An 18,719-nucleotide genomic window follows, 5' to 3' on the forward strand; every position below is an offset into this window, starting at 1 on the left:
GATGGAGGACATCCGGAGAAAGAATTTTGTCTTCAATTGCAGCATCGGCCTGCGCTCGCATCGCTGTTAGCAGCGCCTCAGCGGACCCGGCAAAGCTGCCTGCTCAACAACTCCGCGTGGTGGGCGAAAAAACTTAGCGACTTGACGAAGTTTTCGCTTGCGTCAACAGCTGGTCAGGCGATAGTTAGCGACATGGCTAAGCATGACCCTGATCTATCGCTACTCTTCCATGCGCTGGCTGATCCGACCCGCCGGTCGATCCTGACCCGGCTCGCCGAAACACCTGCGCGGGTAACAGATCTGGCTGGTCCCACGGGACTGCGTCTGCCCACGGTGATGCGGCACCTTTCTGTGCTGGAGGAAGCAGGGTTGATCTCCACCTCCAAAGACGGGCGAATACGCACCTGCGCCATCGTACCCGAGGCTCTGGATCCGGTGCGGACATGGCTCGATGAACAGCGGGCCATCTGGGAAGCTCGGCTCGACCGGTTGGACGCGTTTGTAATGAATGTGATGAAGGAGCGCGCAGAATGACACAGAACCTCCCGACAAACAGTGCGACCCGCGCGGTGCCTGACGATAGGAAAGACCGCTTTGCGACGCTGACCTTCGAGCGGGACGTGGCCGCGCCGTTGGCGGCGCTGTGGGAGGCATGGACGGCCCCGGCCGCGCGGGCGATCTGGTCTGCGCCATCGCCCTCGGTCACCGTGGAGTTCTTGGAGGCCGATACCAGGGTGGGTGGGCGCGAAGTCTCGCTCTGCAAGGTAGAGGGCCATCCGGACATCCGCTGCGAGTGCGGCTGGCTGGCGTTGCAGCCGGCGCTGTGCACCGTGAACTACGAGGTAATCTCATCCGAAGGCGTGACGCAATCGGCCGCGCTGGTGACAGCCGATTTCGAAGGTGCGGACGACCGCAGCCGATTGGTCGTGACGGTGCAGCTTTCCTCGCTGGCGCAGGACATGGAGGCAGGCTATCGGGAAGGCTTCGGCGCGGGACTAGACAACCTCGCGGGCGCGGCGGAACGAACCATGGTGCTGCAGCGGGTAATTCGGGCGCCACGATCCATCGTCTGGGGGGCGTGGATGAACGCTGAAACGCTGCCGCAATGGTGGGGGCCGGAAGGCTTCTCCTGTCGAACAAAGAGGATCGACTTGCGAGCGGGCGGCGAATGGGTATTCGACATGATCGCGCCTGACGGCACGGTCTTCCCGAACCACCATCTCTATAACGAGGTCCGGCCCGAGGAGAGGATCGGCTACACGCTGCATTGGGGCGAGAACGGGCCGAAACATGCCGACGCCTGGGCCTCGTTCGAGGATCAGGACGGGGCAACGAAGGTAACGCTGGGCATGGTATTCAGCACGGCTGCCGAGTTCCAGGAGGCGAAGGGCTTCGGTGCCGTGGAACTTGGACTGCAAACTCTGGGCAAACTGGAACGCTTCGTCGGATCCCGCTGAGATATTGCGACTTCCCGTCAGCTCGAATTAGGGCCTGCGGACGAGGTCCTCATCCATGTCGCGCCTGTCCTCATCGGCAACAGCATCCCCCTCTTCGGTCAGGAGGGCATGGAGCCGATCGGGCTGGGCAAGACCGAGATCTCGAAAGCGGGGCAGATCGCCAACATGCGCTTCCGCTTCGGCGGGATAGGGCCGAAATTCACAAAGGGATAGGCCAAGAGGAGGATTCTATGAGAAAATTGATCATATGGGACATGGTGACCGTCGACGGCTTCTTCGAAGGTCCGGACAGGGACATCAGCTGGTTCGTTTTCGAAGAAGAACTCGAGAACTACATTCATGCGACCCAGGAAAAGGCCGACACGCTGATCTTCGGCCGCGTGACCTACGAGCTCATGGCAGCCTATTGGCCCTCCGAGCAGGGCTGGATCGCGGACTTCATGAACCAGATCGAGAAGGTGGTCTTCTCGCGCACGCTGAAAAGCGCCGACTGGAACAAAACGAAGCTCTTCAACGGCAATGTCGCGGAAGAAGTCTCCAAGCTGAAGACCAGGGACGGCGGAGACATCTTCGTGTTCGGCAGCGCCGACCTCACGGCGACCCTGATGGAGCACGGCCTAATCGACGAGTATCACCTCGGGATCAACCCCGTCATTCTCGGGAGAGGCACGCCGCTCTTCAAGGGCGGCCCGAACCGAATACCCTTGAAGCATCTGGAGACGAGGACGCTCAAGTCAGGTGTTGTCATCCTCCATTACGCGCCGGAGAGGAGACAATGACGATCGATCCGCTCTTGGAGCGCGGATTTGATTCCACCAAAACGCAAAGCGCTCTAGCTCACACCAGTTCCACTTCCACCACGCCTGGCACCGCGCGCATGGCCGACGCGATCTGCGGCGAGACGCGGTAACGAGTGGGCAGTTCGATCTCGACCTCGCCCTGCGCCTCATCCTTGATGACGATAATGCTCACCTGACTGTCGCCGCGTTGGGTAAGCTGCGATTGAATCGCCGACGCCGGTCGGTCATTCCTGACAAAGATGCGCAGGGCCTTCTGGATGCGGCTTGCCTCGTCTTCCAGAGATTGCACGGTCTGGATGCGCAGATTGACGCCTTCGGGTCTGTCCTCGGCCGAAACGGTGATCACCACTGAACGGCCGGGCTCGAGCAGGTCGCGATACTGAGCCAGACCTTCGGAAAACAGCACTGCTTCATACTGGCCTGACGTGTCGGAAAACTGCACGACGCCCATCTTGTTGCCGGTGCGCGTTTTGCGCTCCTGTTTGGTGGTGACGGTGCCGGCAAGCCGGCCGGCGGCAGCACCGCGTTTGACGGCCGCGGAGAACTCGGCCCAGGTCTGCACCCGCATCTTCTGCAGCGCCGCTTTGTATTCGTCCAGCGGATGCGCCGAGAGGTAGAAGCCGACCACCTGGAATTCACGGTGCAGGCGGTCGGCGGCAAGCCACGGGTCGGTCGCCGGCAGGTTGAGCGCCTGCGACTGCGCGCCGAGCGAGGCACCGAAAATGTCGTGCTGACCCGATAGTGCATTCTGCTGCGCCAGCGACGCCAGCCCCATCATCCGCTCGACGCCCGCCATCATCGCGGCGCGGTCGTGGCCGAAGCAATCGAGCGCACCGGCCATGATCAGGCTTTCGAACACCCGCTTGCCGACGATTTTCGGATCGACCCTTTCGCAGAAATCGGCGAGGTTCTTGAACGGTTTTTCACCGCGCTTGGCGACGATGTGCTCGACCGCCGCGTCGCCGACGCCCTTGAGCGCGGCCAGCGAATAGAAGATCCTGTTCTCGCCGACTTCGAAGGGGCGGAAGCTCGTCATCACCGAGGGCGCCACGACATCGATGCCGAGGCGCAGGGCATCCTGGCGGAAATCGGCGAGCTTGTCGGTGTTGCCCATGTCGAGCGTCATCGACGCGGCCAGGAACTCGACCGGATAGTGCGCCTTCAGATAGGCCGTCTGATAAGAGACGACCGCATAGGCGGCGGCATGCGACTTGTTGAAACCGTAGTCGGCGAACTTTGCCAGCAGATCGAAGATGAAGTCGGCCTGCGGCTTGCTAACGCCCCGCTCGACGGCGCCCGAGACGAAGCGCTCGCGCTGCTTGTCCATCTCGGCGCGGATCTTCTTGCCCATGGCCCGACGCAGCAAATCGGCTTCGCCCAGCGAATAGCCGGAGAGCTCCTGCGCGATCTGCATCACCTGTTCCTGGTAGACGATGACGCCTTGCGTCTCCTTCACCAGATGGTCGATCTTCGGGTGGATCGACGCCATCTCCTCTTCGCCATGCTTTCTGGCGTTGTAGGTCGGGATGTTCTCCATCGGTCCCGGCCGGTAGAGCGCGACCAGCGCGATAATGTCCTCGATGCAGTCGGGGCGCATGCCGATCAGCGCCTTGCGCATGCCTGCACTTTCCACCTGGAACACACCGACCACTTCGCCCCGCGACAGCATGGCGTAGGTATCGGGGTCGTCGAGCGGGATGTGGGCGAGATCGATCTCGATGCCGCGGCGGCGGATCAGCTTGACCGCGGTCTCCAGCACAGTCAGGGTCTTCAGGCCGAGGAAGTCGAACTTAACCAGTCCGGCCTGCTCGACATATTTCATGTTGAACTGGGTGACCGGCATGTCGGAGCGCGGATCGCGGTACATTGGCACCAGTTCCGACAAAGGTCTATCGCCGATGACGATGCCGGCGGCATGCGTCGAGGCGTGGCGGTAGAGCCCTTCCAGCTTCTGCGCCATGTCGAGGAGCGTCTGCACGATCGGCTCCCGCTCGGCCTCTTCGGCAAAGCGCGGCTCGTTGGCGATGGCGTCGGCGAGCTTGACTGGATTGGCCGGGTTCGACGGCACCATCTTGGATAGTTTGTCGACCTGGCCATAGGGCATCTGCAGCACGCGGCCGACATCGCGCAGCACCGCGCGGGCCTGCAGCGTACCGAAGGTGATGATCTGGCCGACCTGGTCGCGGCCGTATTTCTGCTGGACGTAGCGGATCACCTCCTCGCGCCGGTCCTGGCAGAAATCGATGTCGAAGTCTGGCATCGACACGCGGTCGGGGTTGAGGAAGCGCTCGAACAGCAGCGAGAAACGCAGCGGATCGATATCGGTGATGGTCGTCGAATACGCGACCAGCGAGCCGGCGCCCGAACCGCGGCCCGGCCCGACCGGAATGCCTTGCGCCTTGGCCCATTTGATGAAGTCCGCAACGATCAGGAAATAGCCGGGAAACTTCATCTTCGTGATGATGCCGAGCTCGAAATTGAGCCGTTCGCGATATTGCTCCACCGTATAGCCCGGCGTGGGGCCGTACGCGGCGAGCCGCGCTTCCAGCCCCTCATGCGCCTGGCGGCGCAGTTCGTCGGCCTCTGCCTTCAGCGCGGCGTCGTTGTCGGCGACATCGCTGCCTGTGAAACGCGGCAGAATCGGATTGCGCGTCTTCGGATAGTAGGAGCAGCGCAGCGCGATCTCGACGGTGTTGTCGATCGCCTCCGGCAGATCGGCGAACAACCTCGCCATGTCGGCCTGGCTTCTCAGAAAATTGTCGGGCGAAAGGCGCCGGCGATTGTCGACGGCGACCACCGAACCTTCGGCGATGGCGATCAGCGCGTCATGCGCCTCATAGTCGTCGCGCGACGAGAAAAACGCCTCGTTGGTGGCGACCAGCGGCAGGTCATGGCTGTATGCGAGATCGATGGACGATTGCTCGATGGCGCGATCATAACCTGAAACCCGTTCCAGCTCGACATAGAGCCGGTCGCCGAACAGCGTCTTGAGCGCCAAAAGCCGTGTCTCGGCGAGATCGCGGCGATCCTCTTTCAAGGCGTTGCCAATCGGACCACGCGGCCCGCCGCTGAGACAGATCAGGCCGTCGCAATGGCCTTGCAACATCTCGGTCGTCAGATGCACAGCCTCGCCGGGTGGCGTTTCGAGATAGACCCGGCTGACCAACCTGACCAGATTGCTGTAACCGGCCTCGGTCGCCGCGATCAAAACCACCGGCCGCATCTCCGGGCCCTGCCGCCTGCGGTCGCGCTGGCTGTCGCTGGCTTCGCCGGAAAAAGCGAGAGCGGTCTGGCAACCGATGATCGGCTGAATGCCCTCCTTCACCGCTTTTTGCGCGAATTCAAGCGCGCCAAACAGATTGTTGGTGTCGGTGACGGCGATGGCCGGCGCCTCGTCCTTGACGGCATGGGCGACGACGGTGCCGAGCTGCAAGGCGCCTTCGAGCAGGGAATACGCCGAATGCACGCGCAGATGGATGAACGGCCGCGCCGGCACTTCCGGCCTCGACGCCTTCACAAAGGCTTCGCGCTGCAACGGGTCGCGTGGAAGTGTCTCATTCGCCATGCTTTTTTAGCGCCGCTTGAAAGGACTCAGTCGATGAAGATGTATTGTCCAGCACCGGGCAATGCGAGTCCAGCTTTGCGATTCGAGGCTGCACGCTCGCGATCCATTGCTTTGTGACGGCAGTTATGCTAGGAATATATGCATGGTGCTGATTTGCGCCAACGGCCCGCCGCCGAGGCGGGTTTTGTTTACAGCCTCACGCAAATTCCATGATCACCGCATCGACAGCTAGACTGTCGCCCGGCTTCGCATTGAGTTTCGACACGGTGAGATCGCGCTCGGCGCGCAGGACGTTTTCCATCTTCATCGCCTCGACCACGGCCAGCGTCTCGCCGGCCTTGACCTCCTGCCCCTCGGCAACGGCGATCGAGACAACGAGTCCGGGCATGGGGCAGAGCAGCATCTTCGACGTGTCCGGCGCCACTTTTTCCGGCATCAGCTTTTCGAGCTCGGCGGTGCGCGGCAGCATGGCGCGTGCCGTGACCGACATGCCTTTCCAGGCGATGCCAAACCCGTTCAGGACCGGCCGGATTTGCGCCGCGATTCTTCGGTCGCCGACCGTGCCGCGCCAGACGAGATCGCCCGGCCGCCAGTCCGACACCACCGTCAGCGCCTTGCCACCATCGATCGACAGATCGAGCTCCATCGGAATGGAGATCATGCCTTCGAGAATGGAAGCCGAAAGGTACTCCTCGCCGATCTTGACCACCCAGTCGCGTTTCAGCGCACCCGAATGCGGCGCCAACCGCCCGCCAAGCCGGTCGAGCCGATCGCGGCGCAGCAATTCGACCGCGGTGGCGATCGATGCCAGAACGGCCTTTTCCTCGCTGTCAGGCACTATCGGCGCGAACCCGTCAGGATATTCCTCTGATATGAAGGCGGTCGACAGTCGGCCGTCCCGCCAGCGCGGATGCTGCATCAGCGCCGCCAGGAACGGTATGTTGTGCGCGATGCCGTCGACAACGAAGCTGTCCAGCGCCTCGGACATGGCGTCTATTGCCGCGAGCCGCGTCGGCGCCCAGGTGCACAGCTTGGCGACCATCGGGTCATAGAACATCGAAATTTCAGATCCTTCGGTGACGCCGGTATCGTTGCGGGTGATAACGTTGCCGAACTGTCCCTCTTCCGGTGGCCGGTATCTCGTCAGCCGCCCGATCGACGGCAGGAAATTGCGATACGGATCCTCGGCGTAGAGCCGGCTTTCGACCGCCCAGCCGTTCAGCTTGACGTCGCTCTGCTTGATAGCGAGCTTTTCGCCGGCAGCTATACGGATCATCTGCTCGACCAGATCGATGCCGGTGACAAGCTCGGTCACCGGGTGCTCGACCTGCAATCGCGTATTCATTTCAAGGAAATAGAAGTTCTTTTCGCTATCGACGATGAACTCCACCGTGCCGGCGCTCTGGTAGTCGACCGCCCTGGCCAGCGCCACCGACTGCTCGCCCATGGCTTTGCGGCTCTTGGCGTCGAGGAAAGGCGAAGGCGCCTCTTCGACGACCTTCTGGTTGCGGCGCTGGATCGAACATTCGCGCTCGCCGAGGTAAAGCGCGTTGCCATGCGCATCGGCCAGCACCTGGATCTCGATGTGGCGCGGATCGACCACGAACTTCTCGATGAAGACGCGGTCGTCGCCGAACGAGCTTTTGGCCTCCGACCGCGCCCGGTCGAACCCGCCGCGGACCTCGGCCTTGCTCCAGGCGATGCGCATGCCCTTGCCGCCGCCGCCGGCCGAGGCCTTGATCATCACGGGATAGCCGATCTCGCCGGCGATCTTTTCCGCATGATCGGCATTCTCGATGACGCCAAGCCAGCCGGGCACTGTGCTGACCTTGGCTGCATTGGCGAACTTCTTCGATTCGATCTTGTCGCCCATCGCCTTGATCGCTCTGGGTTTGGGGCCGATGAAGATGATGCCTTCTTTCTCCAGCGCCTCACAGAACGACGCGCGTTCGGACAGAAACCCGTAACCGGGATGGACGGCTTCAGCACCGGTCGCCTTGCAGGCGGCGATGATCTTCTCCGGCACCAGATAGCTCTGCGTGGCCGGTGAAGGCCCGATATGCAGCGCTTCGTCGGCCATCTCGACATGCACGGCGTCGCGATCGGCGTCCGAGTAGACCGCCACGGTGGCGATGCCCATTTTGCGCGCCGTCTTGATGACGCGGCAGGCGATCTCGCCGCGATTGGCGATCAGGATCTTTGTGAACATGCGGTTTTGTTCCCTCGGCTGCCTTTCTTTTATGGGCTTCGCCCGGCCGGTCAAGGCAAGTTGACGGCTATGCGGATGCAAGTCGGCCACCGCCGACCAAAAACCTGGCTACCAACTGTCAATTCGTCCCATAGTCCAGCACCTGCAGATACGCTAATGCTCGGCCCCGATTGCAGATTTGCCCTGAGAGGAGATTCCCGATGAAAACCCGTGCCGCTGTCGCTGTCGCCGCCGGAAAGCCGCTGGAGATCCTGGAGGTCGACCTCGACGGCCCGCGCGCCGGTGAGGTGCTGGTCGAGATCAAGGCGACCGGCATATGCCACACCGACGAATTCACGCTGTCTGGCGCCGATCCCGAAGGCATCTTTCCGGCGATCCTCGGCCATGAGGGGGCCGGTATCGTCGTCGATATCGGCAAGGGCGTCACCTCGGTCAAGAAGGGCGACCACGTCATCCCGCTCTACACGCCGGAATGCCGGCAGTGCCCGTCCTGCCTGTCCAGGAAGACCAATCTGTGCACCGCCATCCGTGCCACGCAGGGGCAAGGCCTGATGCCGGACGGCTCGTCGCGCTTCTCGATCGGCAAGGACAAGATCTTCCACTATATGGGCTGCTCGACCTTCTCCAACTTCACTGTGCTGCCCGAGATCGCGGTGGCCAAGGTCAATCCAGACGCGCCCTTCGACAAGATCTGCTACATCGGCTGCGGCGTCACTACGGGCATCGGCGCGGTGATCAACACGGCCAAGGTCGAGATCGGCGCCACGGCCGCCGTCTTCGGCCTCGGCGGCATCGGCCTCAACGTCATCCAGGGGCTGCGCCTTGCCGGCGCCGACATGATCATCGGCGTCGACCTCAACAACGACAAGAAGGAATGGGGCGAGAAATTCGGCATGACGCATTTCGTCAATCCGAAGGAGATCGATGGCGATATCGTGCCCTATCTCGTCAACATGACCAAGCGCGGTGCCGACCAGATCGGCGGCGCCGACTATACGTTCGACTGCACCGGCAGCACCAAGGTGATGCGCCAGGCGCTTGAGGCATCGCATCGCGGCTGGGGCAAGTCGGTGGTCATTGGCGTGGCCGGTGCCGGCCAGGAGATCTCGACGCGGCCGTTCCAGCTCGTCACCGGCCGCACCTGGATGGGTACCGCCTTCGGCGGCGCGCGCGGCCGTACCGACGTTCCGAAGATCGTCGACTGGTACATGGACCGCAAGATCGAGATCGACCCGATGATCACCCACACGCTGAAGCTCGAAGACATCAACAAGGGTTTTGATCTGATGCACGAGGGTAAGTCGATCAGGAGCGTGGTGGTTTACTGACGAGAACCACAAGCCGCTGGCATCGCGACTTGGACCGTGAGATAGCGACCGCCCACACGCGTTGGAACGAACCATGCCCGCACCCGCAATTTACGTCGACGCCGATGCCTGTCCGGTGAAGGCCGAGGTGGAGAAAGTCGCCGAACGCCATGGCGTCGTCGTCACCTTCGTCTCCAATGGCGGCCTGCGCCCGTCGCGCGATCCGATGATCCGCAACGTCGTCGTGTCCAAGGGCGCCGATGCGGCTGACGACTGGATCGTCGACAATGCCAAGCCCAACGACATCGTTGTGACATCAGATATCCCGCTTGCCGCCCGCACGGTGGCGCTCGGCGCCCATGTGCTCGGACCGACCGGGCGCCCGTTCACGCCGGAAACGATCGGCATGGCGGTGGCGATGCGCGACCTCAAGCAGCATCTGCGCGAGACCGGCGAAAGCAAGGGCTACAACGCCAGTTTCGCGCCGCAGGACCGCTCGCGCTTTCTCGGCGAGCTCGACCGCATCTTGCGGCGTGCGCTGAAATCCGCTGCGCAGAGCTAGCGCTTCGACCCCAACGGAGATCAGCGCAGCAAAACCGGGAATCGGTCTTCGGCATCACGCGCACAGTCAAAGTGCTATAATGTCCGAGTCTCAACAGACGAGCGGCGGTAAGACGGGCCGCCACCAGAGGCTGGGCCATGACGACCGAGATGTCCCTGAAGAAACCACTGCACCGCCACATGCAGTTCGCGGTATCGGCCTGCATCGGTGTGGTGGCGCTGGCGATCGCGCTGGTCTTGCGCACTCCGCTCGCCTTTTCGATCGGCGCCAACGCGTTTTTCGCCGCCTACACCATCATCGTCGTCGCTCAGATGCCGCAGCTCACCGACCGCTATCTGAGCAAGAATGCCCGCGCCACCGACCAGCCGGTGCTGGTCATCTTTGCCGTGACGCTGATCGTCGTCGCTGTCGCCATCATCTCGTTGTTTCAATTGATCAATCGCGAGGGCAGCGCGCATCCTGTCGAACTCACCTTCGCACTGCTGTCGATCCCGCTCGGCTGGTTCACCATCCACGCCATGACGGCGCTGCACTACGCCCATGTTTACTGGCTGAACGACGAAGAGACCGACCCCGGCGGCAAAGCGAAGCAGAAAAAGCCCGTCGGCGGCGTCGTGTTTGCCGGTAAGGAGCGGCCGGACGGCTGGGATTTCCTCTATTTCTCGACCACCGTCGGCATGACTTCACAAACCTCCGATACCGCGGTTTCGACCACCCAAATGCGTCGCATCGTGCTCTTGCATTCGATCGTGTCGTTCTTTTTCAATACAGTGATCGTCGCCGCCGCGGTCAACCTCGCCGTCAGTCTCGGGAGCCGGTAATGTCGGCAGGCCGTAATAATTCCGTGATCGGATGAAACATCGCTTTGGCTGGCAACGTATTGGGAGGAGAACGATCGCAAAGGCCGACTGAGCGGCCGGAAGGACGCGAAAAAATGGAATCGGTTGCCAGGAGCCAATCCACCGCCGTGCCAGATACTTCCGCGCCGCAGGAGGCGACGCTAATCTACCGGCAGTCGCGCTGGACCCGGCTAACGCACTGGCTCTGGGCCATCTCGTTGTTTTTCATGTTGCTTTCCGGCCTGCAGATCTTCAACGCCCGCCCCCAGCTCTATATCGGCAAGGAGTCGGGATTCGCCTATGACAACACCATCTTCGCCATCGGCGCCGAGAACACCGCAAACGGTCCGCGCGGCTACACCGAAATCTTCGGCAAGCGCTTCGATACGACCGGCGTGCTCGGCTGGTCGGGGCCGGCGGGTCGGGAGACGTCCCGCGCCTTCCCGTCCTGGGCGACGATCCCCTCCTATTACGACCTCGGCACCGCCCGCGTCGTCCATTTCTTCTTCGCCTGGATACTGACCACGACGCTGGTCGTCTGGTTGGTCGCCAGCCTGATCAACGGTCATCTGCGCCGCGATCTTGCTCCGCGTATCGACGATCTCAAGCGCTTGCCGCGAGACATCGTCGATCATGCCAGATTCAAGTTCCACCACAGGCGCGAGTACAACACGCTGCAGAAGATGGCCTATGGCGGCGTCATGTTCGTGCTGCTGCCGCTGATGATCATCACCGGCCTTGCCATGTCGCCGAGCATGAACGCGGTGCTGCCGTTCCTCAACGATCTGCTCGGCGGCCGGCAGACGGCGCGGACGATTCATTTCATCGTGATGCTGCTGCTCGTCGCCTTCTTCATCATCCATATGCTGATGATCTTCGCCGCCGGGCCGATCAACGAGCTGCGTTCCATCATCACCGGCTGGTACCGAACCGATCCGCCGGCGCAAGGCAGCAAGACGCCCCAGAGGAGCGCGTGAGATGGCGAAATTTGTGATCAGCCGCAGAAAATTCCTGACCTCGGCCGGCCTCGGTGTCTCCGGTATGATGCTGTCGGGTTGCGATGCCTTCGACAGCCAGCTTGGCGTCGGCGACGGGCTGCGCAGTTTCCTCGAAGGCGCCAACGGCCTGACCTGGCGCGCGCAACGCCTGCTTGCCGGCGAATCGCTGGCGCCGGAATTCACCGAAGCCGACATTCACCAGCCGCAGCGGCCGAATGGCGTCACCGCGCCGGGCGACGATGTCTACAAGGGCCTGCTCGCCAACAATTTCGCCGACTGGCGGCTCGAGGTTTCCGGCCTCGTCGAAAAGCCGCTGTCGCTGAGCCGCGAGCAATTGATGAACATGCCAAGCCGCACCCAGATCACCCGCCACGACTGCGTCGAAGGCTGGAGCTGCATCGCCAAATGGACCGGCACGCCGCTGTCGCTGGTGCTGGACCAGGCGGTGGTCAAGCCGCAGGCGCGCTACGTGATGTTCCATTGCCTCGACACGATCGACCGCAGCCTGTCCGGAGAAATCAAATATTACGGCTCGATCGACCTGATCGATGCCCGTCACCCGCAGACGATCCTGGCCTACGGCTTGAACGGCAAGCCGCTGCCCGTCGAGAACGGCGCGCCGTTGCGTGTCCGCGTCGAGCGCCAGATCGGCTACAAGATGCCGAAATACCTGCGTAAGATCGAACTGGTCGACAGTTTCGCCGCTATCGGCGGCGGCAGGGGCGGCTACTGGGAGGACAATGGCTACGACTGGTACGGCGGCATTTGACTGCAGAGCATGAACCCGAACCCGAAGGTCAGTGCAGCAAAAAGTGGGAACCGGTTTTCGGAAAGATCATGCTCAACGAAAATAGGCACGACGCTCAATAACTATCGCGAAGACTTGTCGGTAAGGTGTCGCTGGCAGGTGACAAGGTGTCGCCCACAGGCTATGGATAACGAGTCGAGGGCTCACATTGAGTCCTACCTGTTTGCGGGAGAGAGCAGCGAGAGCTGCCGCCGAAGGGGAAATCGCCCGAAATCTCTCAGGCAAAAGAACCGTAGACGGGAAAGACACTCTGGAAAGTCGGGGCTTGCCCCCGCGCCGAAGGTGTAAGCGCTGCCGACAGAGTTACGGGGCGCGAGTCTCTCAGGCTTCAGACAGAGGGGCACGGACTGGTCGCCATTCGCGGCCGATTGCGTGCGACTCTGGAGACGACATGACGGGCGACGACACCAAACACCTTCCCCTCGAAGATCTGCACGTGGCAGCCAATGCGCGCTTTGGCGCGTTCGCCGGCTGGTCGATGCCGCTGACCTATCCGGCAGGCGTGATGAAGGAGCACCTTCACACCCGCGAACATGCGGGCCTGTTCGACATCTCGCACATGAAGCTGTTCGAGATCAGTGGGCCGGGCGCCGAGTCGCTGCTCAATCGCACATGCCCGCTCGACGCCGGCGCGCTTGAGATTTCCCAGTCCAAATACACGTTCTTTCTCAATGAAGCCGCCGGCATCATCGACGATTTGATCGTTACCAGGCTCGGACAGCAACGCTTCATGGTCGTCGCCAATGCCGGCAATGCCGAAGCCGACGAAAAGCACCTGCGCGCCTTTGCCGTGGATTCTGACACAAAGGGTGGTTTTGACGTCAAAGTGGACGCACTCGATCGCGTTTTCCTGGCCATTCAGGGCCCCGAAGCCTGGGCCGCCCTGTCCCGCGTCGGCATCGAGACCGGATCGCTGTTGTTCATGCATGGCTTTGAGCCCCGCGAAAACTGGTTCATGAGCCGGTCGGGCTATACCGGCGAAGACGGTTTCGAGATCGGCCTGCCGGAAGCGGACGCGCGAAATCTCGTCGCCAGGCTGCACGAGGACGAGCGCGTGATGTGGGTTGGGCTGGCCGCCCGTGACAGCCTGCGGCTCGAAGCAGGCCTGTGCCTGCACGGACTGGACATCACGCCGGAGATCGACCCGGCCAGCGCCGGACTGATGTGGGCGATCCCAAAAGACGTTCGCGCCTCTGGCGCTTTCATCGGTGCCGATGCATTGCGTGCGATCCTGGAGCGCGGCCCGACGCAGAAACGCGTCGGCCTGAAGCCGGAAGGCCGCCAGCCGGTACGCGCCGGCGCTGCCCTTTTCGACGCCGACGACAATCCCGCCGGCCACGTCACCTCAGGCGGCTTCGGCCCTTCGGCCGGCCATCCGGTCGCCATGGGTTACGTCCAGACAGCGCTGGCCAAACCTGGAGCAAAACTCTTCGCCGACGTTCGCGGGACGAAAATCCCCATCGATATCAATCCCCTGCCCTTCACGCCGCATCGCTATCGCAAAGGATGAACCTTCTCATGGCAAAAACCTATTTTACCGAAGATCACGAATGGCTCCGCGTCGAAGGCGGTGTCGCTACCGTTGGCATCACCAACTATGCGCAGGAACAGCTCGGCGATCTCGTCTTTGTCGAATTGCCGGAGCTTGGGAAAAAGCTGGCCAAGGGCGATACCGCCGTCGTGGTCGAATCCGTCAAGGCTGCATCGGACGTCTATGCACCGGTCGACGGCGAGATCACCGAGGCAAACACCTCGCTATCGTCTGATCCGTCCCTGGTCAATTCGGCGGCGACCGGCGACGGCTGGCTGTGGAAGATGAAACTGGCCGACGAGAGCCAGCTCGAAGGTCTCCTGGATGAGGCCGCCTACAAAGCCCATATTGGTTGATAGCAGGACCAGAAGATGACTGTAGCACCCTACCCCTTCTCGGCCCGCCATATTGGCCCTGGCCTCAACGATATCAGAGCCATGCTGGCGACGATCGGCGTTCCCTCAGTCGAGACGCTGATCAGCCAGGCAGTGCCGAAATCGATCCGGCTCGACCGGCCGCTGGCCTTGCCGGCACCGGCGAGCGAAGCCGAGGCGCTGGCCGAGCTTTCGGCGACAATGGCGAGCAATACAGTTCTGAAGAGCTTCATCGGCGCCGGCTACCACGGCGTCCACGTGCCGCCGGTCATCCAGCGCAATCTGTTCGAGAACCCCGCCTGGTATACGGCTTACACGCCCTACCAGGCCGAGATCAGCCAGGGCCGGCTCGAAATGCTGTTCAATTTCCAGACGCTGGTCACCGAACTGACCGGCCTGCCGGTGGCGTCGGCCTCACTGCTCGACGAGGCGACGGCGGTAGCCGAGGCGGTTGGCATTGCGTTGCGCCATCATCGCGACAAGCGAACTAAAGTCGCGCTGGCCGGCACCCCGCATCCGCAGACGCTCGACGTCGTGCGCACCCGCGCCGAGCCGCTCGGCATCGAGGTCGACGGTGACATGATCGACGACAACACCGCCGCGTTGCTCGTCTCATGGCCTGATACGTTTGGCGTCTATGGCGACCACAGGGCGGCAATCGAGAAGGCCCGCGCCACCGGCGCGCTGGTCGTCTTCATTGCCGATCCGCTCGGCCTGACGCTGACCGAGGCACCGGGTAGGCTTGGCGCCGACATCGCTGTCGGCCCGATGCAGCGCTTTGGCGTGCCGATGGGCTTTGGTGGCCCGCACGCCGCCTATTGCGCCGTTTCCGACAGGCTGACGCGGCTGATGCCCGGCCGCCTTGTCGGCCAGTCGACCGACAGCAAAGGCCGCCCCGGCTATCGTCTCGCTTTGCAGACGCGCGAGCAGCATATCCGCCGCGACAAGGCGACCTCCAACATCTGCACCGCGCAGGCGCTGCTCGCCAACATGGCGACGGCCTATGCGATCTGGCATGGTCCCGCCGGACTGCAGGCGATTGCGGAGCGCATTCACACACTGGCCAGCCGCCTGGCAGCCGGCCTCAAGGTAGCAGGCGTTTCGGTGCTTGGCGCACGCCGCTTCGACACGGTGACGGTGGAAGTGAAGGGCAGAGCCGACGCGATCGCCGCCGCCGCCGAAAAGACCGGCCGATTGCTGCGCGTCATCGACGCTGACCACATCGGCATCAGCTTCGATGAGACCTCGACCGATGCCGATCTGGACGCGATCGCGGCGCTGTTCGGCGCTAAGGCGGGCGCCGCTGCCGGGCGCACCATGCCAGGGCAGCCACGCGGCAAGGAGTTTCTCAGTCAGCCGGTGTTCCACGAAAACCACTCGGAAACCGAGATGATGCGCTTCCTGCGCCGGCTGGCCGACAAGGACCTGGCGCTTGACCGTGCCATGATCCCGCTCGGATCCTGCACCATGAAGCTCAACGCCGCCGCCGAGATGATGCCGGTAAGCTGGCCAAGCGTCGCCAATCTGCATCCCTTCGCACCGGCAAGCCACTCGGCCGGCTACCGCGCGATGATCGACGAACTGGAAGCCTGGCTGGCGGAGATCACCGGCTTCGACGCGGCGACCCTGCAGCCCAATGCCGGCAGCCAGGGCGAATATGCCGGGCTGCTCGCCATTCGCGGCTACCACCGCTCACGCGGCGAAAGCCACCGCACGGTCTGCCTGATTCCGTCATCGGCGCATGGCACCAACCCGGCGAGTGCAGCGATGGCCGGCATGAGCGTCATCGTCGTGCGCTGCACCGAAGACGGCAACATCGACGTTGACGATCTGAAGGCCAAGGCTGCCGAGCATGCGCAGAACCTCGCGGCATTGATGTTCACCTATCCCTCGACGCATGGCGTCTTCGAGGAAGGCGCGCGTGACCTCTGCGCGTTGATCCATGAGCATGGCGGCCAGGTCTATTTCGATGGCGCCAATCTCAACGCGCTGGTCGGCCTCGCCCGGCCGGGCGACATCGGTGCCGATGTCTGCCACATGAACCTGCACAAGACCTTCTGCATCCCGCATGGCGGCGGCGGCCCCGGCGTCGGCCCGATCGGCGTCAAGGCGCATCTCAAGCCATATCTGCCCGGCCACGTCACCGAAGGCTCCGGCCATGCCGTGTCGGCCGCACCGTTCGGCAGCGCTTCGATCCTGCCGATCACCTGGATGTATATCCGCATGATGGGCGCTTCGGGCCTGAAGCAGGCAACCGAGACGGCGATCATTTCCGCCAACTACATCGCGACGCGGCTCGAGGCGCATTTCCCGGTGCTCTACAAAGGCAGGCACGGACGCGTCGCGCATGAATGCATTCTCGACACCCGCGTGCTCAAGGACAGCGCCGGAATCAGCGTCGATGATATCGCCAAGCGGCTGATCGACTACGGCTTCCACGCGCCGACCATGTCGTTTCCGGTGGCCGGCACGCTGATGGTCGAGCCGACCGAGTCCGAGCCCAAGAGCGAGCTCGATCGCTTCTGCGATGCGATGATCGCGATATCGGGCGAGGCGGGCAAGGTGGCGAAAGGCGAATGGCCCCTGGCCGACAATCCGCTGGTCAATGCGCCGCATACCGCCGCCGAGGCGCTGGCCGGCCAGTGGACCCATCCCTATTCGCGCCTAGAGGCGGCCTATCCGGCCGGCGATGCCGACACATCAGCCAAATACTGGCCGCCGGTGTCGCGTATCGACAATGTCGCCGGCGACCGCAACCTCGTCTGCTCCTGCCCGCCGCTGTCGGAATATCTGGGTGCGGCGGAATAGACCATGAAAAGTGGAATCCTGTTTTCGGGCAAGATCATGGTCTAACAAGAAGATAGAAGCCTCAATCAGGCAGAACGTAAGGCCGGCGCGTCGGCCTTGCTCGCCTTGTTCTGGGCGACGACGCGATTTCGACCGGCGCGCTTTGCCGCATAGAGTGCCGCGTCGGCTTCGGCCAGCACATCGTCGAGACTGGTGCCGCCTGTCCCGCCAAAGCCGATGCCGCCACTGACCGTGCTGCGCAATGGACCAAGCTGGGTGGCGACGACCTCCGTGCCGAAGGCGACGCTGATCTTGCTCGCAATGTCATAAGCCTTGTCTTCCGTCATCCGTGACATGACCAGCACGAATTCCTCGCCGCCCAGCCGGAAGGCGTCGATTCCGGTCCTGGCGTATTTCCTGATGACAGCGGCGAAGCGGCGCAGAACCTGATCGCCAACGGGATGACCGAATACGTCATTCGTCCGCTTGAAATGATCGAGGTCGAATATGGCCACGGCCATGAACGGGCCGAAAACCCGCTCACCGTAGAATGCCGTCAACGCCCGCCGGTTCATCAGCCCGGTCAACGGGTCGGTCATGGTCTCGGCCTTCAATTCGATCTGCGCCCGCAAATGGTGGAGCGAGAGCGTCAAAGCACCGAGCCCGGTCATGCAGGCGACCGCCACGACGGAATTCAACCGTTCGGCCCAGTTGTCGGGCGCAACGCCGAGCACCCATTGGCCCTTGACCAGAAGGACCGCGCCGCAGAGTCCGAAGGACAACGCACAGACGCCGCTCAGGGACGAAACGACCAGCAATATCCGGCTGTCATGACCACCTTTGATCCAGAACATCACCCCCATAGACAAGAGCAGCGCCGTTACCGTCGCGTAGGTGACCATGAAGCCGACGCCGTCAAACTCGAGGAACGTCGCGCCTGCGCAAACCGCCATGGCAGCCAGTGTCGGCAGAACCGCGAGCCTATAGTCGCGCATGCCGAGATATTGCATGGCCGACAGGCACAGGATGAGGAAGCCCAGGGTGAGAAGCGCCAGCATAATCTGGCAAAGCCAGGGGCTGGGATCCCTGGCATAGTGCCAAAACAAGACCACATGCACGACGAGCACAAGAATGCCGCACGCCACCGTCAGCACAAAGCGTGCGTGTGGCGTGGCGAACCAGATCGCAAACATGGTGATGCTGAGGCACGTGCCCGACAGCGCCGCCGCGAGCAGGAGCGAACTGTAATCCAACATGCGTAAGCGGCAGCCTCTTGAGGTTCCGCTGCATTCTAGGTCAGCGGCAGTGCGCTGATACCGTTTTTCGGCCAACCTTCCGGCGCAACCTTCGGACAAGGTTTACAAAGCGTCGATGCGCCAAGCTGCCGCTTGGTTGTGGAATGGTTTTGCAGTAAGAGGCTCTATCCTCGAACGTAACAGGAACCTCCGTCGCCTGCCCGCAAAAAGCGTGGCAGTATCGGGT

General features: G+C 62.6%; 14 protein-coding genes and 1 riboswitch. Of the genes, 11 read left to right on the plus strand and 3 right to left on the minus strand.

Annotated elements, in window-relative coordinates:
* The first annotated feature begins 192 nt into the window (after window positions 1-192).
* The 3 genes from AC0L26_RS26020 to AC0L26_RS26030 all read left to right on the plus strand — a co-directional run bounded on the left by AC0L26_RS26020 (window position 193) and on the right by AC0L26_RS26030 (window position 2,236).
* Window positions 193-534 carry an ArsR/SmtB family transcription factor gene (locus tag AC0L26_RS26020; protein WP_352930691.1) on the plus strand — a complete coding sequence of 114 codons (342 nt, stop codon included), beginning with the start codon at window positions 193-195 and terminating at the stop codon, window positions 532-534.
* A complete protein-coding gene (locus tag AC0L26_RS26025; protein ID WP_473635139.1) occupies window positions 531-1,457 on the plus strand; it encodes an SRPBCC family protein in 927 nt (308 codons plus the stop codon). Before AC0L26_RS26020 ends, AC0L26_RS26025 begins: the two co-directional genes overlap by 4 nt.
* A gap of 230 nt (window positions 1,458-1,687) precedes the next feature.
* Window positions 1,688-2,236 (plus strand): dihydrofolate reductase family protein, encoded by a 549-nt coding sequence (locus AC0L26_RS26030; protein WP_473635140.1) that lies wholly within the window; start codon window positions 1,688-1,690, stop codon window positions 2,234-2,236.
* A 58-nt stretch (window positions 2,237-2,294) separates the two neighbouring features.
* Here the strand turns inward: AC0L26_RS26030 and dnaE are convergent, their stop codons facing one another.
* Window positions 2,295-5,822, minus strand: a complete 3,528-nt coding sequence (dnaE, locus tag AC0L26_RS26035; RefSeq protein WP_473635141.1) for a DNA polymerase III subunit alpha — start codon at window positions 5,820-5,822, stop codon at window positions 2,295-2,297.
* A 196-nt stretch (window positions 5,823-6,018) separates the two neighbouring features.
* Entirely contained in the window at window positions 6,019-8,031 is a 2,013-nt protein-coding gene (locus AC0L26_RS26040) for an acetyl-CoA carboxylase biotin carboxylase subunit (RefSeq protein ID WP_473635142.1), read from the minus strand.
* Between the two features lie 200 nt (window positions 8,032-8,231).
* Here AC0L26_RS26040 and AC0L26_RS26045 point away from each other — a divergent pair, with 200 nt between their 5' ends.
* The 8 genes from AC0L26_RS26045 to gcvP all read left to right on the plus strand — a co-directional run bounded on the left by AC0L26_RS26045 (window position 8,232) and on the right by gcvP (window position 17,258).
* Complete coding sequence (locus tag AC0L26_RS26045) at window positions 8,232-9,359, plus strand: S-(hydroxymethyl)glutathione dehydrogenase/class III alcohol dehydrogenase (protein ID WP_473635143.1); 1,128 nt, start codon at window positions 8,232-8,234, stop codon at window positions 9,357-9,359.
* 73 nt (window positions 9,360-9,432) lie between these two features.
* A complete protein-coding gene (locus tag AC0L26_RS26050) occupies window positions 9,433-9,900 on the plus strand; it encodes a YaiI/YqxD family protein (RefSeq protein WP_473635144.1) in 468 nt (155 codons plus the stop codon).
* A gap of 137 nt (window positions 9,901-10,037) precedes the next feature.
* Window positions 10,038-10,721, plus strand: coding sequence for a DUF1345 domain-containing protein (locus AC0L26_RS26055; protein ID WP_473635145.1), 684 nt, complete (start codon window positions 10,038-10,040; stop codon window positions 10,719-10,721).
* 113 nt (window positions 10,722-10,834) lie between these two features.
* Entirely contained in the window at window positions 10,835-11,716 is an 882-nt protein-coding gene (locus tag AC0L26_RS26060; protein ID WP_473635146.1) for a cytochrome b/b6 domain-containing protein, read from the plus strand.
* Window position 11,717: 1 nt separating this feature from the next.
* A complete protein-coding gene (locus AC0L26_RS26065; protein WP_473635147.1) occupies window positions 11,718-12,506 on the plus strand; it encodes a molybdopterin-binding protein in 789 nt (262 codons plus the stop codon).
* A 195-nt stretch (window positions 12,507-12,701) separates the two neighbouring features.
* A riboswitch (glycine riboswitch) is annotated at window positions 12,702-12,788 on the plus strand.
* 148 nt (window positions 12,789-12,936) lie between these two features.
* On the plus strand, window positions 12,937-14,055 hold the full coding sequence (gene gcvT / locus AC0L26_RS26070; protein ID WP_473635148.1) for a glycine cleavage system aminomethyltransferase GcvT: 1,119 nt from the start codon (window positions 12,937-12,939) through the stop codon (window positions 14,053-14,055).
* 8 nt (window positions 14,056-14,063) lie between these two features.
* Entirely contained in the window at window positions 14,064-14,432 is a 369-nt protein-coding gene (gcvH, locus tag AC0L26_RS26075) for a glycine cleavage system protein GcvH (RefSeq protein WP_352930708.1), read from the plus strand.
* 15 nt (window positions 14,433-14,447) lie between these two features.
* Entirely contained in the window at window positions 14,448-17,258 is a 2,811-nt protein-coding gene (gene gcvP, locus AC0L26_RS26080; RefSeq protein WP_473635149.1) for an aminomethyl-transferring glycine dehydrogenase, read from the plus strand.
* A 65-nt stretch (window positions 17,259-17,323) separates the two neighbouring features.
* On the opposite strand, the gene AC0L26_RS26085 is transcribed toward gcvP, so the two are convergent.
* Entirely contained in the window at window positions 17,324-18,493 is a 1,170-nt protein-coding gene (locus AC0L26_RS26085) for a GGDEF domain-containing protein (RefSeq protein ID WP_473635150.1), read from the minus strand.
* Window positions 18,494-18,719: the final 226 nt, after the last annotated feature.

The sequence above is a fragment of the Mesorhizobium sp. WSM4823 genome (genome assembly GCF_055811195.1).

What these genes read in the sequence shown, in the direction of transcription:
- gcvH (WP_352930708.1), top strand. Translation starts at nt 14,064, where the DNA reads ATGGCAAAAACCTATTTTACCGAAGATCACGAATGGCTCCGCGTCGAA.
- AC0L26_RS26025 (WP_473635139.1), top strand. Translation starts at nt 531, where the DNA reads ATGACACAGAACCTCCCGACAAACAGTGCGACCCGCGCGGTGCCTGAC.
- AC0L26_RS26060 (WP_473635146.1), top strand. Translation starts at nt 10,835, where the DNA reads ATGGAATCGGTTGCCAGGAGCCAATCCACCGCCGTGCCAGATACTTCC.
- AC0L26_RS26040 (WP_473635142.1), bottom strand. Translation starts at nt 8,031, where the DNA reads ATGTTCACAAAGATCCTGATCGCCAATCGCGGCGAGATCGCCTGCCGC.
- dnaE (WP_473635141.1), bottom strand. Translation starts at nt 5,822, where the DNA reads ATGGCGAATGAGACACTTCCACGCGACCCGTTGCAGCGCGAAGCCTTT.
- AC0L26_RS26085 (WP_473635150.1), bottom strand. Translation starts at nt 18,493, where the DNA reads ATGTTGGATTACAGTTCGCTCCTGCTCGCGGCGGCGCTGTCGGGCACG.
- gcvT (WP_473635148.1), top strand. Translation starts at nt 12,937, where the DNA reads ATGACGGGCGACGACACCAAACACCTTCCCCTCGAAGATCTGCACGTG.
- AC0L26_RS26050 (WP_473635144.1), top strand. Translation starts at nt 9,433, where the DNA reads ATGCCCGCACCCGCAATTTACGTCGACGCCGATGCCTGTCCGGTGAAG.
- gcvP (WP_473635149.1), top strand. Translation starts at nt 14,448, where the DNA reads ATGACTGTAGCACCCTACCCCTTCTCGGCCCGCCATATTGGCCCTGGC.
- AC0L26_RS26030 (WP_473635140.1), top strand. Translation starts at nt 1,688, where the DNA reads ATGAGAAAATTGATCATATGGGACATGGTGACCGTCGACGGCTTCTTC.
- AC0L26_RS26020 (WP_352930691.1), top strand. Translation starts at nt 193, where the DNA reads ATGGCTAAGCATGACCCTGATCTATCGCTACTCTTCCATGCGCTGGCT.
- AC0L26_RS26065 (WP_473635147.1), top strand. Translation starts at nt 11,718, where the DNA reads ATGGCGAAATTTGTGATCAGCCGCAGAAAATTCCTGACCTCGGCCGGC.
- AC0L26_RS26055 (WP_473635145.1), top strand. Translation starts at nt 10,038, where the DNA reads ATGACGACCGAGATGTCCCTGAAGAAACCACTGCACCGCCACATGCAG.
- AC0L26_RS26045 (WP_473635143.1), top strand. Translation starts at nt 8,232, where the DNA reads ATGAAAACCCGTGCCGCTGTCGCTGTCGCCGCCGGAAAGCCGCTGGAG.